Consider the following 22,046-nt stretch of genomic DNA (forward strand, 5'->3'; position numbering starts at 1 on the left):
TCGGCCGGGCGCCCTTAGCATCGCACGAGGGCTGCCGGAACGGCCGGTGAGTGTGCCGTCAGGCAGCGCCTTCGTATGCGGCGCCCGCGACCGCGAGGTCCTCCCAGGCCATCCCGACGCTCTTGAAGAGGCGGGGGCGTTCCGGGGCCGCGGCGGCCGCCCCGGTGGCCAGGCCGGCGAGCGTCACCAGTGCCTCCCGGTCCAGCCGGCCGCTCTCCAGCTCCGGGATGAGGTCGCCGGCCTCGCGGGCCGCGGCGGACCGGGACTCGACCACGACCGTGCTGCGCAGGACGGTCGTGGTGTCCACCTCGCGGCTGCCGCGCTCGTGGGAGCCGACCGCGGTCACGGTGGCGTGCGGTGGGAGCAGGGCGCCGTCGAACAGTGGGGTGCGGGCGGTGGTGCAGCAGGCGACGAGGTCGGCGTCGGCGACGGCGGACGGCTCGCCGGCCTCGACGGTGAGCCCGGTGTCCCGGCGGGCCTCGGTGACGAAGCGCTCGACGTTGGCGGGGGTGCGTCCCACCACCGTGACATGGGTGAGCGGCCGCACGGTGCGCAGCGCGTCCAGGTGGCCGCGGGCCTGCGGGCCGGTGCCGAACAGCACCAGGCGGCCCGCCTCGGGGACGGCGAGCAGATCGGCGGCGAGCGCGGAGACGGCGGAGGTGCGCACGGTGGTCAGCGCGATGCCGTCGAGCAGCGCGAGCGGGGCGAGGGTGGGGGCGTCGAAGAGGAGGTACTGGCCCTGGACGCGGGGGAGTCCGGCGTCGGGGTTGCCCGGGGCGACGGTGGCGACCTTGACGCCCGCGTACCGGCTGCGGTGAGCGGGCATCAGCAGCAGCTGGCCGTGTTCGACGGGCACGATGGTGCGCGGCGGATCGGCCTCGGGGTCGGGGCCGTCGCGCAGCGCGGCGCGGAGGGCGTCGACGGCGGCGGCCATCGGGAGGGCGCGCAGCAGGGCGGTCTCGTCGATGGTCCGGGGCAGGTGGGGGACCGGGGGTGTGGCGCTCATACCGCCGAGTCTGCCCCGGTCGTCCGCCGGGATGTGTGATCTTGGACGCATCGGACGCGCGGGGCGGGGATGGGGAGGAGCGATCGGTCGGAGCGCTCCTCCCCACGTGCGGTCAGCAGGCGCCCAGGTCCTGCCAGACACCCGAGCCGCCGGTGGACGGCGCCTCGCCCTGGGTCCACCAGCGGGCCTTCCAGGTGTGGCCCTGGTACGAGACGGTGTCACCGCCCACGTAGACCGTCCCGGCGGTGTAGGGACCGGCCGCGCAACTGCCGCCCGGGGGTGTGGTGGGCGGCGTCGTCGGAGGTGTGGTGGGCGGTGTGGCACCGGCGAACCGCACCGAGTACTTGGTGAAGTCCCAGGCACCCTGCGGGACGCTGCTACAGGTCCCGGAGGTGCGGCCGTTGTTGTCCGGCGGGGTGCACTGGCGGTCGCGGTTGACGGACCAGTTGGTCAGGCGCGCCATGTGGTGGGAGGTGGCGAAGTCCAGCACGGTCTGGAAGTCGGCCTGGGTGAAGAACTCCCCCGAGTCGCTGCGGCCGTTCATCTGCGAGATGCCCTCGTGGGCGTAGGCGGTGGCCTCGTCCCAGCCGAAGGTGGAGCGCAGGACGGCGTTGAAGTTGGTCAGTGCGGAGGTCTGGGCGGCGGCGCCGTTGAAACCGCCGTCGAACGGCATGATGGAGAAGTTGTCCGGGGTGAAGGACTGGGACTTGGCCTCGTTGAGCATCTGCTTGCCGAACCATCCGGTGCCGTCGGCCGTCCCGGCGGTGGTGACGGAGAGATAGATGCCCGGGTTCTTCTGCTGGAGGATCTTGGCGGCGCCGATCTCGTTGTGGATCGCCGCGGAGTTCTCGTACTCCGGCTCCTCCAGGTCGAAGTCGAGTGCCTTGAGGCCGTACTTGTCGACGACCTGCTGGTAGGCGGCGGCGGTCGCCTCGGGGGTGCCGCACGCCTGCCCGAGCTTGGTGCCGTTGTAGCCGCCGACGGACGCGGAGACGTCGCCGCCCTTCGCGCGGATCGCGGAGATCACCCCGGCCACCGCGGTGTCCGACGCCACCGGGTGGAGGCCGTCCCAGGTCGGCGAACAGCCGCCGCCGTCGGGCGCGAGAACGAAGGCGAGCTGGAACGCCTTGAGGCCGGTGGCGTCCATCACCGCGCCGGCGTCCGGCGGGTCGTTGTCGAGCGGCATGAGGTAGGGCGCCGCCGCGTACCAGTTGCTGCCCAGGGCCTTCGGGGCCGGGGCCGGGGTGGCCGATCGCGGGGCTGCGCGGTCGCCGGTGGCGAGCGCCGTGCCGGCGAGGCCGAGCGCGAGCGCGGTCGCCGCGACACCGGCGGCGAGGGTTCTGAGGTGACGAGGGGGCACTTGACCTCCACGAGCCGACAGGAGAGGGGGGTGGTCCAGACCAATCGATCACAGCGTGGACCTTGGCCGTGGGCACGTCAACACTTTGGACTGGACCAGTACGCGAAGTCCCGCCGGGACGGGGCGGGCGGGTCGCCGAGGTGGCGTGCCGTGCCCCGCCCGCGCCGGACGGCCGTCGGCCCGGCGATCACCTAGACTCGCGAAAATGGCCAAGTACTTCGACGTCCACCCGGACAACCCCCAGCGCCGCACCATCACCACGGTCGCCGACGCCGTCCGCTCCGGCGGGCTCATCGCCTACCCGACCGACTCCTGCTTCGCCCTGGGGTGCCGACTGGGCAGCCGCGACGGCATCGACCGCATCCGCTCGATCCGCGCCCTCGACGACCGCCACCACTTCACCCTGGTGTGCCAGAACTTCTCGCAGCTGGGCCAGTTCGTACAGATCGACAACGACGTGTTCCGCGCGATCAAGGCGGCGACCCCCGGCCGCTACACCTTCATCCTCCCGGCGACGAAGGAGGTCCCGCGCCAGCTCCTGCACCCGAAGAAGAAGACCGTCGGCGTCCGGATCCCCGACCACGCCGTCACCCAGGCACTCCTGGAGGAGCTGGGCGAACCGCTGCTCTCCAGCACCCTGCTGCTGCCCGACGAGGACGAGCCGCTGACCCAGGGCTGGGAGATCAAGGAGCGCCTCGACCACGTCGTGGACGCGGTGGTCGACTCCGGCGACTGCGGCACCGAGCCCACCACCGTCGTCGACTTCTCGGGCGACGGCGTGGAGATCGTACGGCGCGGCGCCGGGGACCCGTCGCGGTTCGAGTGAGGGGCGGCGGAACGATGACCGGAACACGGAACGGTGCGATAGCCGTCCTCGCCACCGCGCTGGCCCTGCAGGCAGGCGTGGCAGCGGCGGCACCGGCCCAGGCGGCCCCGGCGGCGGCGAGCGCCCCCGCCGCGGCCCCGGCCACCGCACTGCGGATCACCGAGGGCCAGGTCGGCGAGGTCGGGCCCGGCGGCACGCTGGTCTACCCCGCGGTGACCAGCTGCCTGACGATCACCGTCCGCCTGGCCGACGGTGGAAAGATCGGCGCGCACGCCAGTCTGTTCCAGGTGCCCGGGGAATACCGGTCCGACCGGATCCTCGGCGCGGTCGGGCAGCGGATCGGGACGCGGGCGGTCCGCGCGGTGGAGGTCCGGGGCGCGGTCGGTGCCTGGCATCCCGGCTACTTCACCAGGGCGATCGAGAGCTACCCGGACGGTGCGCAGATCCCGGTGCCCACCGCCCCCGATCCCGACGGCCTGGCCCGCGCGGTGGCGGACGGGCTGGGCCAGCCGCGCGCCAAGGTCACCGTCCAGGACCTCCCCGACGGGGACCAGACGGTGGAGTGAAGCGCCGAGGCGAACACTTCTTGAACGCGGCAGGAACGAGGCGCCCCGCTCGGCCGGCGGGGCGCAACGGACATCAACTGCCCTTATTCGTATGTAACTTGACGGAGGCTCGGCTGAGGCGGGGCGAACTCCGGCCGGCCTCTTGACGCACCCTTCAGGAAGCTGAAGCATGCGACGGCGGGAGTGCGCTCCCCGCCCCCCACGTCTTCACTTCCTGAATCAGGAGGGTCGCTCATGACCCCTGCCTCCAAGGAACCCCCCACTCCCCAACGCCCCACCGCAGGGCGCCCCGCCGTCGGCCGCCGGACCGTTCTCGGCGCCGCCGTCGCGGCCGCCTCGGCGTCCGCCGCGCTCGGCCTGTCCCGTACCGCCTGCGCCGCCCCGCCAAGCCGGACCCCGCGTGGTGACCTGCCGGGCGGCGGTGACCTCGGCCCCAACGTCCTGATCTTCGACCCGTCCACCCCGGGCATCCAGGACCGACTGGACGAGGTGTTCAAGCGCCAGGAGAAGGCCCAGTTCGGCGCCGGGCGCCACGCCCTGCTGTTCGAACCGGGCGCCTACCACGGCCTCAACGCCCAGCTCGGCTTCTACACCTCGATAGCCGGCCTGGGACTGTCGCCCGACGACACCACCATCAACGGCGATGTCACCGTCGACGCCGGCTGGTTCAACGGCAACGCCACACAGAACTTCTGGCGCTCCGCCGAGAACCTCGCCCTCGTCCCGGTCAGCGGCACCAACCGCTGGGCCGTCGCCCAGGCCGCGCCGTTCCGCCGGATGCACGTCCGCGGCGGCCTCGACCTCGCGCCCGCAGGCGACGGCTGGGCCAGCGGAGGCTACCTCGCCGACTGCCGGATCGACGGGACGGTGGAGCCGCGCTCCCAGCAGCAGTGGTACGCCCGGGACAGCGCGGTCGGCGGCTGGTCCAACGGTGTGTGGAACATGGTCTTCTCGGGCGTCGAGGGCGCCCCCGGCCAGACCTTCCCCAACCCGCCCTACACCGTCCTCGACACCACCCCCGTCTCCCGCGAAAAGCCCTTCCTCCACCTCGACGGTGCCGAACTCCGGGTATTCCTGCCGGAGTTGAGAACGGGTGCCCGTGGTGTCACCTGGGGCAAGGGCACCCCGCGCGGCACCTCGCTGCCGCTGTCGAACTTCTATGTCGCCAAGCCAGGCGTCTCCGCCGCCACCCTCAACCAGGCACTCGCCCAGGGCCTCCACCTGCTCCTCACGCCGGGCATCTACCACCTCGACCAGCCGATCCGGGTGACCGCGCCGCACACCGTCGTCCTCGGCCTCGGCTACGCCACCCTCATCCCCGACAACGGTGTCACCGCCCTGAAGACCGCCGACGTCGACGGCATCAGACTGGCCGGACTGCTCATCGACGCCGGACCGGTCAACTCCGCCACCCTCCTCGAAATCGGCCCGGCCGGCGCCTCGGCGGACCACTCCGCCGACCCGACCACCGTCCAGGACGTCTTCCTGCGCATCGGCGGCGCGGGCCCCGGCAAGGCCACCACCGGCATCGTCGTCAACAGCCGGCACACCCTCGTCGACCACACCTGGGTCTGGCGCGCCGACCACGGCGACGGCGTCGGCTGGGAGACCAACCGCGCCGACTACGGCATCCGCGTCAACGGCGACGACGTGCTGGCCACCGGCCTGTTCGTGGAGCACTTCAACAAGTACGACGTGCAGTGGTACGGGCAGCGCGGCCGCACCGTCTTCCTGCAGAACGAGAAGGCGTACGACGCCCCCGACCAGGCAGCCGTCCAGGACGGCGACACCAAGGGCTACGCCGCCTACAAGGTCGCCGACTCGGTCACCAGCCACGAGGCATGGGGCCTCGGCAGCTATTGCTACTACGACGTCGATCCCGGCATCGTCCAGCACCACGGCTTCGCCGCCCCCGACGCGCCCGGGGTGAGGTTCCACGACCTGCTGGTCGTCTCGCTCGGCGGCAAGGGCCAGTTCGAGCACGTCATCAACGAGACCGGCGCGCCGACCGCGGGCAGCTCGACCGTCCCCTCGACCGTGGTGTCGTACCCCTGAGCCATGCCTGGGTCATGCCTGGGCGTTCAGTCGACCTCGTAGCCGAAGTCGTAGGGGAAGGACGGCTCACCGGCCCGGCAGACATAGCTGCCCGACCCGCTCAGCCCGGCCAGTTCGCCGGTCGCCGATCCGGGCACGACCTCGAACGTGCCGTGCACCGTGCCGTCGGCGGCGAAGCCGCCGCGCTCCGCGACGACGAAGGTGCCCGCCCGCCCGTCCAGCCGCCCGGTCAGCAGTTGCAGGCCGGTGAACGTCCCGGTCTTGTCCGAGGTGTAGACGATGGTGTATTCGCAGCTCGTACGGGCGGCCTCGATGCCGCCGGCGAAGGCGTTGACGACGGAGGCGCGGGCCAGGCGCGGGCTCGCGGTGTCCGAACCGACCGGGTGCTCCTCCCAGTCGGCGTAGCTGATCCGGCCGGTGGTCTGCGTGGGCATGGGTGTCCTTCCGGTCCGCCGCACGGCTGGTGCGGCTGCGTTGTGATCCCATCCTGACCGCAGTACCTGACATCTGCTGTCAGGTACTGCGGGACAATCGCGCCATGCGCGCCGACCGACTCCTCGCTCTGCTCCTGCTGCTCCAGAACCGCGGCCGGATGACCGCCGGCGAACTCGCCGCGGAACTGGAGGTGTCGGTCCGTACGGTCTACCGCGACATCGAGGCGCTCGGCGCGTCCGGCGTCCCGGTCCGCACCGACCGCGGGCCCGACGGCGGCTACCGCCTGATGGACGGGTACCGCACCCGGCTGACCGGGCTCACCGACGCCGAGGCCGGCGCGCTCTTCCTCGCCGGGGCCCCCGGCCCGGCCCGCGACCTGGGGCTGGGCGCGGTGCTGGCCACCGCGCAACTGAAGGTGCAGGCGGCGCTGCCGGCCGAACTGGCCGAGCGGACCCGGCGGATCCAGGACCGCTTCCACCTCGACGCCCCGGCCTGGTTCCGGGACGCCGACCCGGTCGACCACCTGGCGCCGATCGCCCGGGCGGTGTGGGAGCAGCGGGTGCTGCGCACCCACTACCGGCGCTGGCGCGGCGAGGTCCACCGGGAGCTGCGTCCGCTCGGCATCGTCCTCAAGGGCGGCATCTGGTACCTGGTGGCGCAGGTCGACGAGGCGGTGCGGACGTACCGGATCGCGCGGTTCCTGGCCGTGGACCTCACGGACGAGGGTTTCGCCCGCCCGGCCGGCTTCGATCTGGCGGCCTACTGGGCCGCGTCCGCCCGGCGCCTGGAGTCCACGCTGCACCAGGAGACGGCGCGGCTGCGGATCTCCTCGCGGGCCCGCAAACTCCTGCCGATGTTCTACGGGGCCGCGGGCCGGCGGGCCTTGGCGGAGGCCGGGGAGCCGGACGCGGACGGCTGGACGGAGGTCGAGCTGCCGGTCGAGGGGCCGGCCGTGGCCGTCGGCGATCTGCTCCGGCTGGGGGCGGAGGCGGAGGTGCTCGGCCCGCCCGCCCTGCGCCGGGCCGTCGCGGAGGCGGTGGCCGGCCTTGCCGACCGGTACGGGGCGACGGCCGCGGCGCGGGAGTGACCGGTTCAGTGCACCGTGGCGCGGGCGGCGGCGTACGCCGCGCGGACCCGCCGGCCGGGAGCGGGGTCGGCGGGGGCGGGGACCTCGCGGGCCACCGGGCGCGGCCAGGGCGGCGGTTCGGCGGCGCCGGACAGCGCCCAGGCGGCCTGGCGGGCGGCGCCGAGGGCGACGTACTCCTCGGGTTCGGGCACGGTGACCGGGACGCCGAAGATCTCGGCGGCGATCTCGCCGACCATCGGTGCCCGGGCCGCCCCGCCGATGACCAGGACCCGTCGGGCCTCGACGCCCTGGTCCCGCAGGCGGTCCAGGGCGTCGGCCATGTTGCACAGCATGCCTTCGACGGCCGCGCGGGCGAAGTTGGCGGGCACCATGTTTTCCTTGCGCAGGCCCATCAGACTGCCGGCGGCGTCGGGGAGGTTGGGGGTGCGCTCGCCGCCGAGGTAGGGGAGGAGCACCAGCCCGCCGGCGCCGGACGTGGCCGTACGGGCCAGGCGGTCGAGTTCGTCGAGGCCGACGTCGAGCATCCGGGCGGTGGAGCTGAGGACCCGCGCGGCGTTGAGGGTGCACACCAGGGGCAGGAAGCGGCCGGTGGCGTCGGCGAATCCGGCGACGGCGCCGGAGGGGTCGCCGGTGGGGTGCGTGGAGCGGGCGAACGCGGTGCCGCTGGTGCCCAGGGAGATCACCACGTCACCCGGTTCGATGCCCAGCCCCAGGGCCGCCCCCATGTTGTCGCCGGTCCCCGCCGCCACCAGGGCGCCCTGCGCGGTACGCCCGGCCGCCTCCGACGGGCCCAGGACCCGGGGGAGTTGGGGGGTACGGCCGCCGAAGGCGAGGGACAGCAGGTCGTGGCGGTAGGCGCCGTCCGCCGGGGACCAGTAGCCGGTGCCCGAGGCGTCGCCGCGGTCGGTGACCGGATCGACGCGTGCCTCCGGCCCGCCGCACAGCCGCCAGGTCAGCCAGTCGTGCGGCAGCAGCACCCGCGCGGTGCGGTCCGCGTGCTCCGGCTCGTGCTCGGCCAGCCAGCGCAGCTTGGCGACGGTGAGCGCGGCGACCGGCACCGTGCCGACCGCCTCGGCCCACTTCTCCGGCCCGCCCAACTCCTCGACGAGGTCCGCGGCCGCGCGCGCCGAGCGGGTGTCGTTCCACAGCAGGGCGTCGCGCACCGGTCGCCCGGCCGCGTCCAGTGCCACCAGCCCGTGCTGCTGTCCTGCCACGGCGACGGCGTCCACGTCCGCCAGCAGGCCGTCGCCGGCTTCGCGGAGCGCCCGCCACCAGGCCGCGGGCGCGACCTCGGTGCCGTCGGGGTGGGCGGCGCGGCCCCGGCGGAGGACCTCCCCGGTGTCGGCGTCACAGACGACGACCTTGCAGGACTGGGTGGAGGAGTCCACCCCGGCAACGGTGGGCATGGCGGGAGTCGCTTCCGTGCAACTGGACGGGAATATAAGGGAGTTCAGCTCTGCGGAAGGAGCTGGATCTTGCGGCCGGAGCCCTCGCGGAAGGTCTGCAGGGCGGCACCGAAGTCGTCCAGGGGATAGCGGTGGGTGATCATCGTGTCGGCGTCGACGATGCCCTTCGCCATGAGGTCCACGGCCCGCCCGAAGCTGTGCAGCACGGCCATCGACCCGACGATGGTGATCTCGTCGTTGTAGACCCGGAACGGGGAGAAGGACGCCTTGGCCGCGGACGGCGCGACGCCGAACTGCTGGAAGGTGCCCCCGCGGCGGACCCGGCCGAGCCCGTCCTCGATGACGGGGATCGCGCCGGTGCAGTCGATGACCGTCTCCCAGCCCTGCGGGCGGTCCAGCTCCGCGGCGCTGACCGCGGTGGCGTCCGCGCCGAGCCGCTCGGCGACCCGCAGCCGGTCGGTGTTGAGGTCCACGACGGACAGCGACGCCGCGCCGGCGGCCCGGGCCAGCTGAAGCATCATCAGGCCCATGGTGCCGGCGCCGTAGACGAGGTAGTGGTCGCCGAGCCGGCGCGGCAGCACGTCGAAGCCGCGCACCGCGCACGACAGCGGCTCGATCAGCGTGCCCTGGGTGACCTCGATGTTCTCCGGCAGCCGGTAGCAGTTGGCGGCGGGCACCTTGACGTACTCGGCCATCGCGCCGTCCACGGTGTCGCCGATCGCGCCCCAGTTCTCGCAGAGGTTGCCGCGGCCGTTCGCGCAGAAGTGGCAGGCGCCGCAGAACAGCGACGGGTCCACGGCCACCTGTTCCCCGGTGCGCACACCGGTCACGCCCGCACCCAGCGCGACGACCTCGCCGGTGAACTCGTGGCCCGGCACGATCGGGTAGGGGGTGGGTGCGAACTCGCCGTCGACTATGTGCGCATCGGTGCCGCAGATGCCGACGGCGGCGGGGGCGACGATGACCTCGCCCGGGCCGGGCGTGGGGTCGGCGACGGTGGTGACCTCGTAGTGACCAGGGGTGTGAATGACGACGGCGCGCAAGGCTTCGAGCCTTTCTCGGGGGGAGAGGGGGAGGGAGAGCAGTGGGGGAGGAGTGGGGGTGAGGCGCCGAGGGGCGGTCGGCTCAGGTGCGGGGGTGGTCCACGGTCCGGACCTCGACACCGAGGTCCCGGACGGCCCGGAGCTCGTCCTCCGGCGCCGCCGAGTCGGTGACCATCAGGTCGTAGCCGCCGGCATCGCCGTACGGGTAGGTCGCGGTGCGGCCGAACTTGCTGTGGTCCACGGCGAGGACGGCACGGTCGGCCGCCTGGAGGTAGGCGTGTTTGGACTCGGCGTAGGCGCGGACCGGGTGGTACAGCCGGGCGTCGTGGATCGAGGTCGCGGTGACGAAGGCCACGGTGGCGCGGAGGTCCTGGAGCTGGCGGCGGGCCTGCGGGCCGGCGCACGACTCGAAGTCCTCGTAGTAGCGGTCGCCGAGCAGCGTCACCTCGGCCGGTGAGCCGGCCAGGAGGGCGGTGACCCGCAGCGAGTTGGTGATCACGCGGAGCCCGGCGACGGCGGTGAGCCTGCGGGCCAGCGGGAAGAGGGTGGAGCCGCAGTCGATCAGCACCGTGTCGCCGGGCGAGACCTCGGACGCCAGGGCGTCCGCGAGCGCCTCCTTGATCTCGTCGTTGGCGTGCTCCCGGAAGCGCAGCGCGCTTTCCATGGTGAGGTCGGGGAAGGCCGTCGCCACGCCGCGTCCCTTGCGCAGCAGCTGCCGCTCGTGGAGGTTGTCGAGATCGCGGTGCATGGTCATCACGCTGACGCGCATCCGCTCGGCCAGCGCGGCGATACGGATCTCACCGCGCTGCGCGACCAGGCGCAGCACCGCCTGCCGGCGCTCCTCCACCTCGGCCTCGGAGCCACGACTCGCTCGCATCGCGGGCACCCCCTTCTTCTCTCGCCCGGCGTCGGTCACCGGGCGCGCTCACCCTAGAACATCACACACTTTATGTGAAGCTCTTGAAATTCCGTGAGGGATTGTTCAGCCTGATGGCCATGTCCGGCCGTATGGCCCGGCCCTCAGGAGGTTCCGCAGTGTCGCGCACGCCACAATCCGCCCCACCGTCGTCCCACGCCGCCCTCTTCGGGCTCCCCAAGGTCCTGCTATGGGGATATGTCGGCGTCCTGCTCTTCATGATCGGCGACGGTGTGGAGACCAGTTACCTGCCCGCCTACCTCAAGGGCGACCTCGGCTTCACCGAGTCGAGCGTCGGCATCGTCTTCACCGTGTACGGCGTCACCGCCGCGGTGGGCGCCTTCCTGGCCGGTGGACTCTCCGACCTGTGGGGGCCGCGTCGCGTGATGATGCTGGGCGCCACGTGCTGGGCGGTCTGTCACGCACTCCTGCTCGCGGTCGCCATTCCCCTCCACTCCTACGCCCTGATCCTCCTCACCTACGGCCTGCGCGGATTCGGCTATCCGCTCTTCGCCTACGGATTCATGGTCTGGATCATGGCGAGCGCCCCGGAGCGCCAACTCGGCAAGGCCCTGGGCTGGTTCTGGTTCTGCTTCACCATGGGCTACCCGGTCCTCGGCTCCACCCTGGTCTCGTTCCTCAAGCCCTCGATCGGCTTCTACCACTCCCTGTGGATCTCCCTCGTGATGATCACCGCGGGCGCCCTGGTGGTGCTGTTCCTGGTGCGCGACCGCGCCGGATTCCAGGGGCTGGCCAAGGGAACCGAACGCGTCGGCCTGCCGCGTACCTTCCTGGGCTGCTTCACCGTCATGTTCGCCGAGCCGCGGGTCGGCATGGGAGCCGTGGTCCGCCTCGTCAACACCACCTCGCAGTTCGGCGTGTGGGTCTTCGTCCCGCTCTTCCTCGTCGACCGGATCGGCTTCAGCGGACAGGAGTGGGCCTCGCTGCTCATCGTGATGATGGTCAGCAACCTCGCCTGCGTCGTCCTCTTCGGTGCGCTCGGCGACAAATGGAGCCGACGCAAGACCGTCGCCTGGCTCGGCGGTGTGGTGTCGGCGCTCGCCTGCCTGGCGCTGTACTACGTGCCCACGGCCGCGGGCCACGACTACCCGCTGGTCGCGGTCGCCGTCGGCGCGCTGGGTGTCGGCATGGCCGGCTACGTCCCCCTGCCGCCCCTCATGACCGCCCAGGCTCCGGAGCGCAAGGGGCAGATCATGTCGGCGTACACGCTGGGCGCCGGCGCCAGCATGGCGTTCGGCCCGCTGATCGGCACCGTCTTCATCGGCTCGCTCGGCATCGGCGGAGTCCTGGGGATCTACGCCGCCCTGCACCTGCTCAGCGCGGTCCTGGTGCTCTGCATGAAGACTCCCGAGCGGCCCGGGAAGGCTGTCGCGGTCCGCGACGGCGAGGCCGTCGCCGCGGGAACGCATTGATCGTCGGCTCCGACGCCAGACACCGACGAGCCTGGATGATGCACCGTCAACTCTCCGTGTGGTGGTTGCGGGGCCCCTTCCGGGCGTCGGGGGGTGAGAGCCGGGGCGTGCCGCCGGCTGCCGGAACCGGTACCGACGCCCGCCCCGGCCGCGTCCTCAACTCGCCGACGGGCCGGCCCGCTTCGAGCGGGCCCGGGGCCGCGCCTGATGGCCCATCACATCGCTCAGATCTGGCCGATCAGTCCCGTGCGCAGTCGGCCCAGGATGCGGGCGAGCAACCGCGAGACGTGCATCTGCGAGACGCCGAGCTCCTCGCCGATCTCGGATTGCGTCTTCTCGTGGACGAACCGCAGGGTGAGGATGCGGCGGTCCCGCCGGTCCAGCTTCCGAACCAGGGGCGTGAGCGCCTGGAGGTCCTCGGCGAGCTGGAGTCGCGGGTCCTCGTCGCCGAGGGCGTCGGCGAGGCTGCGGGCCGACTCGTCCTCGGCCGGATCGGTGGGCTGGTCCAGCGAACCGGCGGTGTAGCCGTTGCCGGCGATCAGGCCGTCGATCACCTCTTCCTCGCCCAGGCCGAGGTGTTCGGCCAGCTCGGCGACGGTCGGCTCCCGGTCCAGGCGGGCGAACAGGCGCTCCTTGGCCTGGGCGATCTCGATCCGCAGCTCCTGCAGCCGCCGCGGCACATGCACCGCCCAGGTGGCGTCCCGGAAGAAGCGCTTGATCTCGCCCACGATGTAGGGCACCGCGAAGGTCGTGAACTCGACCTCGCGGGACAGGTCGAAACGGTCGATCGCCTTGATCAGCCCGATGGTGCCGACCTGGACGATGTCCTCCATCTCCGTCGGGTCGCCGCCGCGGTTGCGGAACCGGGCGGCGGCGTAGCGGACGAGGGAGAGGTTCATCTCGACCAGTGTGTTGCGTACGTACTGGTACGCGTGGGTGCCCTCCTCCAGCTCCGCGAGTCGCTGGAAGAACGACCGGGACAGGACCTTGGCGTCCTTCGGCGCGACCTTGGACGCGTCCGCGAGATACGGCAGCCCGCCGGTGCCGGAGCCCACGGTCCGATGGGTCCGGCCGTGCCGCGTCCCGGTGTGCGTGGAAACTGCCGTCGTCATGACTGCCCTCCCATAATTTGGATCATGGTCTGGTAAGGCCCGTCTGCCCTTGGTTCCGGTGGTGAAACATCCACCCCACCTTTTTTGCCATCCCGGATCTTGACGGTAGGTCAGGCGTGTGGTGCGACGGTGCGGCGCCCTCCCGGCGGGCAGCCGGCTTCACCCCGACGTCCCGATGCACCGGTCGAGCTGGTCCAGGACGTGCGGCCAGGCATCCCGGTGGCGGTCGCGTGCCGCCTCGCCGGCGAACCCGGCATGGGTCAGTCGCAGCCGCGTCCCGGTGCCCTCGGCGGCCAGGGCGACCGTGACCACGGTCTCCGCGCCCTCGGTGCCACCCGCGCCGGTGACCCACGTCAGCTCGACCATCCGCTCCGGATCGAGCCGCAGGAAACGGCCGTAGTGCGGGTGTCGGGAACCCTGGTGCTCCGTCTCGAAGAAGAACGCCGTGTTCACCCGGCCCGGCATCAGTACCGAGCCGGGGGCCGCGAACCAGCGGTCGAACTGCTCGGTCCAGGCCCGGTACAGCGCGGCGGGCGTCCCGCTCATCAGCCGCTCGACGGAAAGCCGGTGCGGACGGGAGGAGAGGTCGGGTGGCCGGATCGGTTCCCGGGGCGTCGTCGAGCCGTCGTCCGTTGTCATGGGGGTTCCCTCTCTGCGGGTCTCTGCGTCCTCTTTGCGGCTTCTCTGCGCGGCGGAATCCGGAAAAGCGACAGGGAGTGGGCCATCTTGCATGGGCGAAGAAGTTCGCAAGGGGATTTGTGGTGCATATCGTGACATGGGTTGGCTGGGGGTGCCGGGAGGTCGATTCCGGCCCGGGCCGCGGCAGCTGAACGTTCGCTGAACAATGGGCGGCCCATGGATCCCGGGTGCACGTCCGGCCATCTGGCACGACGACCGGTGAGTTCCACCAGGGAGGATCGTCCATGGCCAGCACCACCTCAGCGGGGAGCGCGCCCTCGGCGGAGGAGGCGTTCCCGGCGGGGAACGCCTCCTCGAGGGGAGACGTGTCCGCGGCGGCGAGTCAGGCGTCGGAGGGGCGCACGGGCGGCGGTCGGCGGTTCGGCCGGATCGTTTCGGCGCGGTCGGACCCGTCGGCACGGCCGGCGTACGTCAGACCCGTGCTGTGGGCGATCCTCGCGGTGGCGGCCGTGCTGTTCGCCTGGGACATCCAGCACAGCGTGTTCCACACGTTCTACGCGGAGACCGCGCGCAGCATGGCGGAGAGCTGGCACGGCTTCCTCTTCGGCGCCTTCGACCCCGGCGCTTCGATCACCATCGACAAGCTGCCCGGCTTCCTGTGGCCGCAGGCGCTCTCCGCGCGGATCTTCGGCTTCCACCCGTGGGCGCTGACCCTGCCGCAGGTGATCGAGGGCGTGCTCAGCGTCGCCGTCCTGTACCGCGCGGTCCGCCGCTGGGCGGGGGAGAGCGCGGCGCTGCTGGCGGCGGGCGCGTTCGCCCTCACACCGGCGGTCGCCGGGCTGTTCCGTACCGCGGTCGAGGACCCGGCGTTCACCCTGTGCGTCCTGCTGGCCGCCGACGCCACGCTGCGTGCGGCCCGAGGGGCGCGACTGCGTCCGCTGCTTGCCGCCGGTGCCTGGGTGGGGCTGGGCTTCCAGGCCAAGATGCTGGAGTCCTGGGCGGTCCTCCCGGCGCTCGGCCTGCTGTATGTGCTCGCCGCCCCGACGGGCCTCCGGCGGCGGCTGGCGCATCTGTCGGCGGCGGGTGCGATGTGCCTGGCGGTCTCGGCGTCCTGGGTGCTGCTGGTGACGTTCACTCCCGCCCAGGACCGGCCGTACATCGACGGGACGACCGACAACTCGGCGGTCAGCCAGGTCGTCGGCTACAACTTCCTCAACCGCTTCTCCGACCTCCACATAGCCGCGAAGGACACCGGAAGCGTCGCCGTGTCGACCATGGCCGGGACCTCGGCGGCGCCGCCGACCGGGCACTCCCGGCCCGGCCTCGCGCAGTGGGCCAAGATGTTCGCCCCGTCGCTGGTCTCGCAGATCGGCTGGCTGTATCCGGCCGCGGCACTGGCGGCGGTGTGCGGGGTGGTGTGGCGGCGCGGCCGGCCGCGAACGGATCCGCTGCGGGCCGGCTTCGTGTTGTGGGGGGTGTGGCTGGTCACCTACTTCCTGGTGTTCAGCGGCGGGGCGATCGGCGGCCACACGTACTACATGGGGGTGGTGGCCATCCCGTTGGCGGCGCTGTTCGGCGGCGGGACGGTGCAGTTCTGGCGGGCCTGGCTGCGCGGCCGCCGGGCCCGGTCGTGGGCGTTGCCGACGGTCGTGGGGGGCACGGTCGTCTGGTCGGCGGCGATCGCAGCGCTGTTCCCGGACTACCTGCCGTGGCTGGCGCCGGCCGCGGTCGCCCTGGGCGCCGGCGCGCTGGTGCTACTGGCCGGTGCCCGTCGGGGGTTCCGCGCCCGCCGGGAAGGCGCCGCCCGCTCGATCCGCACGGACGCCTCGCCCGCCCGGCGCCGGACGGCCGTACTGGGCCTTGCCACCGCCCTCGTGGCGATGCTCCTGCCGTCCGCCGCCTGGGCCTCGTCGGTCCTCGACCCGACGTACGGGCACTCCGGCATGGGCTCGACCGGCCCGGTGGCCATCCGGCGCCACAGCGCACCCCACGGAGACGCGTCCCACCCGGCCGCGTCGCTCCCGGAGCCCGCCCGACGGACCACCGCCCCCCACCCGGCCGACGACACCTCGCTGACCCCCGCGCAGCGCCGGCTCCTCGCCTACACCCGGGCCCACCGGGACGGCGCCGCCTACCTCTTCGCCACCACCAGCTGGCGCACCGCCTCCCCCTACATCCTGTACACCGGTGCCGCGGTGCTCCCGATGGGCGGCTTCACCGGTACCGCACCCACGCCGACCATGTCCGGATTCCGCCACCTCGTCGCCACCGGGCAGCTGCGGTACGTCGTACTCGGCGGCCCTGGGACCGGTCCCGGCCGCGCCGTCGCCTCCTGGGCGCGCGCCCACTGCGACCGGGTGCCGGGCCAGGCACACCGGCTCTACCGCTGCACGCCGAAGTCCGCCGCCGGCCACTGACCGGGGACGGGCACCGGCGGAGCCGGCCGCGGCTCACCCCGCGGCCGGCGTACCGCCCACCAGCGAGGCCACATAAGCCGGTTGCCCGTCCACCAGCAGATGGCCGACGCCCGAGGCGACCTCCAGGTCCGTGCCGAGCGCGGTACGCACCGCGGGCCGGAGCCGTCGCGGCGGCAGGAAGACATCGTGCGCGCCGGCGGCCCCGCGACGCCCACCGCCGGGTCAGGGTTGCGTCAACGTCGGCGCATGGTCGCACGGTTTGCGGTGGTGTGCGGTGACGATGCTCGCAGGACTCGGCGGAGAAGTTCACTCGCCGGCCGGTGACAGAGCGCGGGAGTAGTTCCGTGCGGTGCCGGCCGGCGTGGTCGTGTTGCAGAAGGGAAGTATGCGATGGGGCGGGGGAGCGAGGGGCCCGCGGCGGTGGGCAGGCCACCGCGTGCCGGCAGACTCAAGGTGTTTCTCGGGGCCGCACCCGGCGTCGGCAAGACCTACCGGATGCTCGACGAGGGCCGGCGCCGCACCGCGCGGGGCACGGACGTGGTGGTGGCATTCGCCGAATGCCACGGCCGCCCGGCCACCGAGGCGATGCTCGCCGGGCTGACCGTGCTGCCGCGTGCCGTCCGCGCCCACCGCGGCACGGAGTTCGCCGAACTCGACCTGGACCTGGTGCTGGAGCGCCGCCCCGAGGTGGTGCTCATCGACGAACTCGCCCACACCAACGCCCCGGGCTGCCGGCACACCAAGCGCTGGCAGGACATCGAGGAACTGCTCGGCGCCGGCATCGACGTGGTCGCCACGCTCAACATCCAGCACCTGGAATCCCTCACCGACGTCGTCGAGAAGATCACCGGGGTGCCGCAGTACGAGACCGTGCCCGACGAAGTGGTCCGCCGCGCCGACCAGATCGAGCTGGTCGACCTGCCGGCCGAGGGCCTGCGGCGCCGCATGGCGCACGGCAACATCTACCCGCCGGAGAAGGTCGACGCCGCGCTGTCGCACTACTTCCGGCTCGGAAACCTCAGCGCGCTGCGGGAGTTGGCGCTGCTGTGGGTCGCCGGCCGGGTGGACGAGGCGCTGCGCAAGTACCGGCACGAGCACGACATCGGCCCGGTGTGGGAGACCCGCGAGCGGGTGGTGGTGGCCCTCTCCGGCGGACCCGAGGGCACCACGCTGATCCGCCGCGCCGCCCGGATCGTGAACCGGTCCTCCGCCGGCGACCTCCTGGCCGTGCACATCACCCGCAGCGACGGCCTGGCCGGCTCCTCGCCCGCCGTGCTGGCCGACCAGCGGCGACTCACCGAGAGCCTCGGCGGCACCCACCACGCGGTGGTCGGCGACGACGTCCCCGCCGCCCTGCTGGACTTCGCCCGCGCCCAGAACGCCACCCAGCTCGTCGTCGGCGCCAGCCGCCGCGGCCGGCTGGGGCGGCTGCTGGCCCCGCGCGGTGTGGGGGAGACCGTCGTCGAACTCTCCGGAGACATCGACGTGCACACCGTCGGTCACGAATACGCCGGCCAGGGCCGCATCTGGGTCGCCCCCGGCAGCGGCCTGCCGCGCACCCGCCGGGTCGCCGGACCGATCGCCGGCCTGGTGCTGCCCGTGCTGCTCACCCTCGTACTGCGTGGCGTCTCCGCCCCGCTGTCGCTCAACCTCACCAGCGAGGCGCTGCTCCTCCTGCTGACCGTACTGGGCGTGGCCTGCATCGGCGGTGTGGTCTCCGCGCTGCTCGCCTCGATCACCACCTCGCTGCTGCTCAACTACTGCTTCATCCCGCCCATCGGCCAGTTCACCTTCGCCGAGGCCAACATCGTCGTCGCCCAGGCCGCGTTCACCACCGTCGCGGTCACCGTCGCCGCCATCGTCGACCGCTCGCTGCGCCTGGGCCGGCGCGCCGCCCGGGCGACCGCGGAGGCCGAGACACTGTCCTCGCTGGCCGCCGGCATCCTGCGCGGGGACCGGGCCGTGCCGGACCTGCTGGAACGCACCCGCGAGACCTTCGGCATGGAGCACATCGAGCTACGGGCGCGCGGGGACGCGCCGGAGCCGTGGCAGTCGACGGAGGAGCGGGCGGCCGCGGGGACCGCCCGAGCCGCCCAGGCCGTGGGCACCGGCGGCGAACCGGGCGCCGACCACCGGACCGAGGTCGCGATAGGGGACGACAGCGTGCTGGTGCTGACCGGGCGCCGCCTGCCGGCCTCCGAGCACCGCGTGCTCACCGCCTTCGCCGCGCATCTGACCGCGGCCGTCGAACGCGCCCGGCTCGCCGAGGCCGCCGCCGAGATCGAACCGGTCAAGGCCGCCAACCGGATGCGGACCGCACTGCTGGCCGCGGTGGGCCACGACCTGCGCACCCCACTGGCCGGCAGCTGGGCCGCCATCAGCTCGCTGCGCAGCCGCGAGGTGGACTTCTCGCCCGAGGACCGCGAGGAACTCCTCGCCACCGCGGAGGAATCGCTGGCCAAGCTCAGCCGCCTGGTCGACAACCTCCTGGACATGAGCAGGCTCCAGGCGGGCGCGCTGACCCTGCACCTGGAGCCCGTCGCCCTCACCGACGTGCTCCCCGCCGCCCTGGACACCCTCCCCGGCTCGCCCCCGCAGGCACCCGGACGCGTTCTCGCCCAGGGTCTGGACATCGCCCCCGACGTGCTCGCCGATCCGCCACTGCTGGAACGCGTCATCGCCAACCTGGTCTCCAACGCGGTACGCCACTCGCCCGCCGGCCACCCGGTCACGATCGGTGCCAGCGCCCTCGCCGACCGCGTCGAGGTGCGGATCACCGACCGCGGGCCGGGCCTCCAACTCCCCGACCGGGAGCGGGCGTTCGAGCCCTTCCAGCGACTCGGCGACACCGACAACACCACCGGCCTCGGCCTGGGACTGGCACTGTCCCGCGGCCTGACGGAGGCGATGGGCGGCACGCTCACCCCGGAGGAGACCCCCGGCGGCGGCCTCACCATGGTCGTCGCCCTGCCGGCCGCCCCACCGACCCGGCTGCGGGGACGAGCCTCCGCCCGTTGACGCGGCCACCGGCCGTGCAGCCACCGGCTACGCGGCCACCGCCTCGACGATCGAGGCGAAGGTGGGCGTGGACAGGATCCGGGTGCGGCGCAGACCGGCGCGGGAGAACAGCCCGTCCAGTTCCCTCGGGCCGCGTTCCCGGCCGGTCACCAGCGTCATCATCGCCACGTCCAGCGCCTTGCCCGGGTGGGGACCGTTGCCCGGCTCGGGCACGGAGTCCACGACCAGCACCCTGCCGCCCGGCGCCAGGCCGCGCCGGCAGGCACTCAGGATGCGGACGGCGGCCTCGTCGTCCCAGTCGTGCAGGACGTGCTTGAGCACATAGACGTCGCCGCCGTCCGGTACGGCGGCGAAGAAGTCGCCCGGCTCGGCGCGCCACCGGCCGGACAGCCCGGGCGCGTCCAGGACGTGGTCCTCCAGGGCGGGTGCCTGGTCGACCAGCACCCCCGACAGCCCCGGATGACGCAGCAGGACCTGGCGCAGCAACCCGCCCCGCCCACCGCCGACATCGACCACCGTGCCCTGGTCCGGGAACGGATAGGCCCCGGCCACCAGGTCGTCCATCGGCTCGGAGAACGCCGCCATGCCCGCGTCGAAGAGCTGCCGGGCTCTGCTGTCGCCCTGGAGGTACTCGAAGAACGGTGCGCCGAAGACCTGGGGGAAGCCCGGTGCGCCGGTGCGTATCGTGTCGTCCAACGCCCCCGACGAGCGGACGAAGATGTCGTCGGTGAGCATCAGCACCGCGTCCCGTAGCGAACCGGGCACCTTGGTGCGCAGGAACTGCGCGGCCGGCGTCAGATGGAAGGCGCCGTGATCGTCCTCGCTGAAAACGTCGCGGGAGGCGAGATAGCGCAGGCAGCGCCGCAGGAAGACGCGGTCGGTGCCGGTGAGCCGGGCGAGTTCGGTGGCGGTGCGGGGGCCGCCGGCCAGATGGTCGGCGATGTGGTGCAGGGCGGCGGTCCGTAACGCCGCGGAATACAGATGGCCCAGCGCCTGCTCGATCAGATGCGCCGCCCCCGCGTTCGCCGCGGCGTCGGTCAGGTCCAGGTGGTCGGTCGGGTCGGGGGTGTTCACCGTCAGCCTCCGGGCAGATGGTCGGCGAGTCGGGCGGGTGCCCCTCACTCTTGCCGCGTCCTCCCGTTCCCGGCACCGCCCAGGTGTGGATCTTCGTCTCGGCCTTCCGGCCTAGGGCTTCCCGACGTGCCGGCCCGGGGACGTGGTGGCAGACCGGTGGTCACTCGGCGGCGTCAGGAACGGCAGAACCGCCCCCGTCAGCAACGGGGATTCGAGAATGGCGCAGTGCGGGGCACCCGGCAAGACGGCCGGTCGCACCGCGCACCGCGGAACCACCCCACGTCCCGGCAGACCCGGTCGCCTCAGCCGGTGAAGCCTCCGTCCCGCAGGAGCGTGTCGATACGGGCGCGGTGTGCCCGCTCCCAGTCGTCGAGGGTCTCGTCGGCCTCCTCGGCCAACTTGGCCCGGGCGGCCCGGAGGACCTCCTCCTGCCGGTCACGGGGCACGACCACGACCCCCTCCTCGTCCGCGACGACGACGTCCCCGGCGGAGACGTCCACACCGCCGCACCGCACATCGACGTTGAGCGGTGCCACGGCCTTCTTGCCGCCCGGAATCGGGATCACCCCACGGGCGAAGACGGGGAAGCCCAGCGCCCGCACCTCGGCGAGGTCGCGGATCAGCCCGTCGGCCACGAACGCGGCGACTCCCCGGCGTTGGGCCACGGCACAGACATTGCCGCCGGCGAGCGCGTGGTCCAGATCGCCGGACTCCACGACGATGACCGCGCCCGGTTCCGCGCGGTGGATGGCCGCATGCAGCATGAGGTTGTCGCCGGGTGGGCAGCGCACGGTGAACGCCGGCCCGGCGACCCGCGGCACCGCGGGCCACAGCGGCCGGATGCCGATGTCCATGACCTGCCCGCGGCCCAGCACGTCCGCGAGGGTGGTCGGCGAGATCTCCCGGAAAGCGGAGCTCGCGGGGGCGGGGGTGCCTGGGGCGGCGTTGTCGTGCATGGTCCTCCTCCGTTCGGGCGGGCTGCCGCCGCGCACGGTAGCACCGGGACGCGACGGGCCCATCTGGCCGTCTTCCGGCCGGTGTTGGTGAGCGGCATGGGGACCGCCCACGGCCTCCGCCAACGCTTCCTCGACCGCCTTGTCGAGTTCCGCGCGCAGCGGTGTGCACTGGCGGACCGGATCGGCCTTGGGACAGGTCAGCAGGTGTTCGAGGAGGCGCCGGGCGGCCTGTAGGTGGGCGGTCCGGTCCCTGATCGCCGCGATGGAGGCGGTCAGCACCTCCCGGCCGGAGCGGCGGTCGTCGGCCGGACCGTCACCGATCAGCGTGGCGGTGTCGGCCAGGCTGACCAGGCCGCGGTGGTGCAGCCGTTGGACGAGGGCGAGCCGGCGGAGCTCGGCGCGGCCGTAGTAGCGCACGTTCCCTCGGCGCCCGGCTGCCGGGAGCAGCCCGAGGTCGTCGTAGTAACGCAGCGTCGACACCGGCAGACCGAAGCCGTGGGCGGCCTGACTGATCGAGTAGCGCGCGTCGTCTGCCCTGTCTGCGTCCACATGACTTCGGTCTGCGTCTCCCATGCCCTCGTCTCCCATGTCCTCATCTCCCACGCCTTCGTCTTCCGCGTCTTCATCGCCCACGTCTTCATCTTGCGCTCAAGTCGGCTTGAGCGGGGAGGGTTGGCGGCAGCGATCGCCGATTGCC

17 protein-coding genes and 1 pseudogene are annotated in these 22,046 nt (G+C 72.9%); 7 read left to right on the top strand and 11 right to left on the bottom strand.

Translation table 11 applies throughout. The features are described 5' to 3' along the window. Positions 1 to 58: 58 nt before the first annotated feature. Together K2224_RS31000 and K2224_RS31005 are read right to left on the bottom strand one after the other, a co-directional pair. The gene (locus K2224_RS31000) at positions 59 to 1,006 is read right to left on the bottom strand and encodes an ornithine cyclodeaminase family protein (RefSeq protein WP_221910512.1); all 948 of its coding nucleotides are present in this window, start codon (positions 1,004 to 1,006) and stop codon (positions 59 to 61) included. 112 nt (positions 1,007 to 1,118) lie between these two features. Then, positions 1,119 to 2,366 (bottom strand): chitinase, encoded by a 1,248-nt coding sequence (locus K2224_RS31005; protein WP_221910513.1) that lies wholly within the window; start codon positions 2,364 to 2,366, stop codon positions 1,119 to 1,121. A gap of 205 nt (positions 2,367 to 2,571) precedes the next feature. Between K2224_RS31005 and K2224_RS31010 the strand changes: the two genes are divergently transcribed. The 3 genes from K2224_RS31010 to K2224_RS31020 all read left to right on the top strand — a co-directional run bounded on the left by K2224_RS31010 (position 2,572) and on the right by K2224_RS31020 (position 5,813). Next, positions 2,572 to 3,192, top strand: coding sequence for an L-threonylcarbamoyladenylate synthase (locus K2224_RS31010; RefSeq protein ID WP_221910514.1), 621 nt, complete (start codon positions 2,572 to 2,574; stop codon positions 3,190 to 3,192). Between the two features lie 14 nt (positions 3,193 to 3,206). Continuing rightward, positions 3,207 to 3,758 (top strand): hypothetical protein, encoded by a 552-nt coding sequence (locus tag K2224_RS31015; RefSeq protein WP_221910515.1) that lies wholly within the window; start codon positions 3,207 to 3,209, stop codon positions 3,756 to 3,758. Between the two features lie 234 nt (positions 3,759 to 3,992). Continuing rightward, complete coding sequence (locus K2224_RS31020; protein WP_221910516.1) at positions 3,993 to 5,813, top strand: coagulation factor 5/8 type domain-containing protein; 1,821 nt, start codon at positions 3,993 to 3,995, stop codon at positions 5,811 to 5,813. 26 nt (positions 5,814 to 5,839) lie between these two features. Here K2224_RS31020 and K2224_RS31025 read toward each other — a convergent pair whose 3' ends face one another. Further along, on the bottom strand, positions 5,840 to 6,247 hold the full coding sequence (locus tag K2224_RS31025) for a DUF3224 domain-containing protein (RefSeq protein ID WP_221910517.1): 408 nt from the start codon (positions 6,245 to 6,247) through the stop codon (positions 5,840 to 5,842). A gap of 104 nt (positions 6,248 to 6,351) precedes the next feature. Here K2224_RS31025 and K2224_RS31030 point away from each other — a divergent pair, with 104 nt between their 5' ends. Next, positions 6,352 to 7,335 carry a YafY family protein gene (locus K2224_RS31030; protein ID WP_221910518.1) on the top strand — a complete coding sequence of 328 codons (984 nt, stop codon included), beginning with the start codon at positions 6,352 to 6,354 and terminating at the stop codon, positions 7,333 to 7,335. A gap of 5 nt (positions 7,336 to 7,340) precedes the next feature. Here the strand turns inward: K2224_RS31030 and xylB are convergent, their stop codons facing one another. From xylB to K2224_RS31045, 3 genes are all read right to left on the bottom strand, one after another. Next, the gene (xylB, locus tag K2224_RS31035) at positions 7,341 to 8,741 is read right to left on the bottom strand and encodes a xylulokinase (protein WP_221910519.1); all 1,401 of its coding nucleotides are present in this window, start codon (positions 8,739 to 8,741) and stop codon (positions 7,341 to 7,343) included. Positions 8,742 to 8,785: 44 nt separating this feature from the next. After that, positions 8,786 to 9,784, bottom strand: a complete 999-nt coding sequence (locus tag K2224_RS31040; protein WP_221910520.1) for a zinc-dependent alcohol dehydrogenase family protein — start codon at positions 9,782 to 9,784, stop codon at positions 8,786 to 8,788. 82 nt (positions 9,785 to 9,866) lie between these two features. Further along, positions 9,867 to 10,661, bottom strand: coding sequence for a DeoR/GlpR family DNA-binding transcription regulator (locus K2224_RS31045; RefSeq protein ID WP_221910521.1), 795 nt, complete (start codon positions 10,659 to 10,661; stop codon positions 9,867 to 9,869). Positions 10,662 to 10,819: 158 nt separating this feature from the next. Here K2224_RS31045 and K2224_RS31050 point away from each other — a divergent pair, with 158 nt between their 5' ends. Next, entirely contained in the window at positions 10,820 to 12,133 is a 1,314-nt protein-coding gene (locus tag K2224_RS31050) for an MFS transporter (RefSeq protein ID WP_260693570.1), read from the top strand. Between the two features lie 224 nt (positions 12,134 to 12,357). Here K2224_RS31050 and K2224_RS31055 read toward each other — a convergent pair whose 3' ends face one another. Both K2224_RS31055 and K2224_RS31060 read right to left on the bottom strand, forming a co-directional pair. Further along, on the bottom strand, positions 12,358 to 13,245 hold the full coding sequence (locus K2224_RS31055) for an RNA polymerase sigma factor SigF (RefSeq protein ID WP_221910522.1): 888 nt from the start codon (positions 13,243 to 13,245) through the stop codon (positions 12,358 to 12,360). 159 nt (positions 13,246 to 13,404) lie between these two features. Beyond that, positions 13,405 to 13,884: an SRPBCC domain-containing protein gene (locus K2224_RS31060; protein ID WP_221910523.1), complete on the bottom strand. Its 480-nt coding sequence runs from the start codon at positions 13,882 to 13,884 to the stop codon at positions 13,405 to 13,407. A gap of 284 nt (positions 13,885 to 14,168) precedes the next feature. On the opposite strand from K2224_RS31060, the gene K2224_RS31065 reads away from it, so the two are divergent. Next, complete coding sequence (locus K2224_RS31065) at positions 14,169 to 16,301, top strand: glycosyltransferase family 39 protein (RefSeq protein ID WP_221910524.1); 2,133 nt, start codon at positions 14,169 to 14,171, stop codon at positions 16,299 to 16,301. 390 nt (positions 16,302 to 16,691) lie between these two features. Then, a complete protein-coding gene (locus K2224_RS31070) occupies positions 16,692 to 19,319 on the top strand; it encodes an ATP-binding protein (protein WP_221910525.1) in 2,628 nt (875 codons plus the stop codon). A gap of 27 nt (positions 19,320 to 19,346) precedes the next feature. Here K2224_RS31070 and K2224_RS31075 read toward each other — a convergent pair whose 3' ends face one another. The 3 genes and pseudogenes from K2224_RS31075 to K2224_RS40920 form a co-directional block, all read right to left on the bottom strand. Then, on the bottom strand, positions 19,347 to 20,393 hold the full coding sequence (locus K2224_RS31075; protein WP_260693571.1) for a methyltransferase: 1,047 nt from the start codon (positions 20,391 to 20,393) through the stop codon (positions 19,347 to 19,349). Between the two features lie 302 nt (positions 20,394 to 20,695). Further along, on the bottom strand, positions 20,696 to 21,349 hold the full coding sequence (locus K2224_RS40915; RefSeq protein ID WP_260693887.1) for an RraA family protein: 654 nt from the start codon (positions 21,347 to 21,349) through the stop codon (positions 20,696 to 20,698). 360 nt (positions 21,350 to 21,709) lie between these two features. Continuing rightward, positions 21,710 to 21,937: pseudogene (locus tag K2224_RS40920) on the bottom strand (MerR family transcriptional regulator); the annotation flags it as partial. Between the last annotated feature and the right edge of the window lie 109 nt (positions 21,938 to 22,046).

This window comes from Streptomyces sp. BHT-5-2 (genome assembly GCF_019774615.1).
GTDB lineage: Bacteria > Actinomycetota > Actinomycetes > Streptomycetales > Streptomycetaceae > Streptomyces.

Excerpts from the sequence above, each read along its gene's own strand:
- K2224_RS31000 (WP_221910512.1), bottom strand. The coding sequence starts at position 1,006 with ATGAGCGCCACACCCCCGGTCCCCCACCTGCCCCGGACCATCGACGAG.
- K2224_RS31010 (WP_221910514.1), top strand. The coding sequence starts at position 2,572 with ATGGCCAAGTACTTCGACGTCCACCCGGACAACCCCCAGCGCCGCACC.
- K2224_RS31015 (WP_221910515.1), top strand. The coding sequence starts at position 3,207 with ATGACCGGAACACGGAACGGTGCGATAGCCGTCCTCGCCACCGCGCTG.
- K2224_RS31020 (WP_221910516.1), top strand. The coding sequence starts at position 3,993 with ATGACCCCTGCCTCCAAGGAACCCCCCACTCCCCAACGCCCCACCGCA.
- K2224_RS31025 (WP_221910517.1), bottom strand. The coding sequence starts at position 6,247 with ATGCCCACGCAGACCACCGGCCGGATCAGCTACGCCGACTGGGAGGAG.
- K2224_RS31030 (WP_221910518.1), top strand. The coding sequence starts at position 6,352 with ATGCGCGCCGACCGACTCCTCGCTCTGCTCCTGCTGCTCCAGAACCGC.
- xylB (WP_221910519.1), bottom strand. The coding sequence starts at position 8,741 with ATGCCCACCGTTGCCGGGGTGGACTCCTCCACCCAGTCCTGCAAGGTC.
- K2224_RS31045 (WP_221910521.1), bottom strand. The coding sequence starts at position 10,661 with ATGCGAGCGAGTCGTGGCTCCGAGGCCGAGGTGGAGGAGCGCCGGCAG.
- K2224_RS31055 (WP_221910522.1), bottom strand. The coding sequence starts at position 13,245 with ATGACGACGGCAGTTTCCACGCACACCGGGACGCGGCACGGCCGGACC.
- K2224_RS31060 (WP_221910523.1), bottom strand. The coding sequence starts at position 13,884 with ATGACAACGGACGACGGCTCGACGACGCCCCGGGAACCGATCCGGCCA.
- K2224_RS31065 (WP_221910524.1), top strand. The coding sequence starts at position 14,169 with ATGGCCAGCACCACCTCAGCGGGGAGCGCGCCCTCGGCGGAGGAGGCG.
- K2224_RS31070 (WP_221910525.1), top strand. The coding sequence starts at position 16,692 with ATGGGGCGGGGGAGCGAGGGGCCCGCGGCGGTGGGCAGGCCACCGCGT.
- K2224_RS40915 (WP_260693887.1), bottom strand. The coding sequence starts at position 21,349 with ATGCACGACAACGCCGCCCCAGGCACCCCCGCCCCCGCGAGCTCCGCT.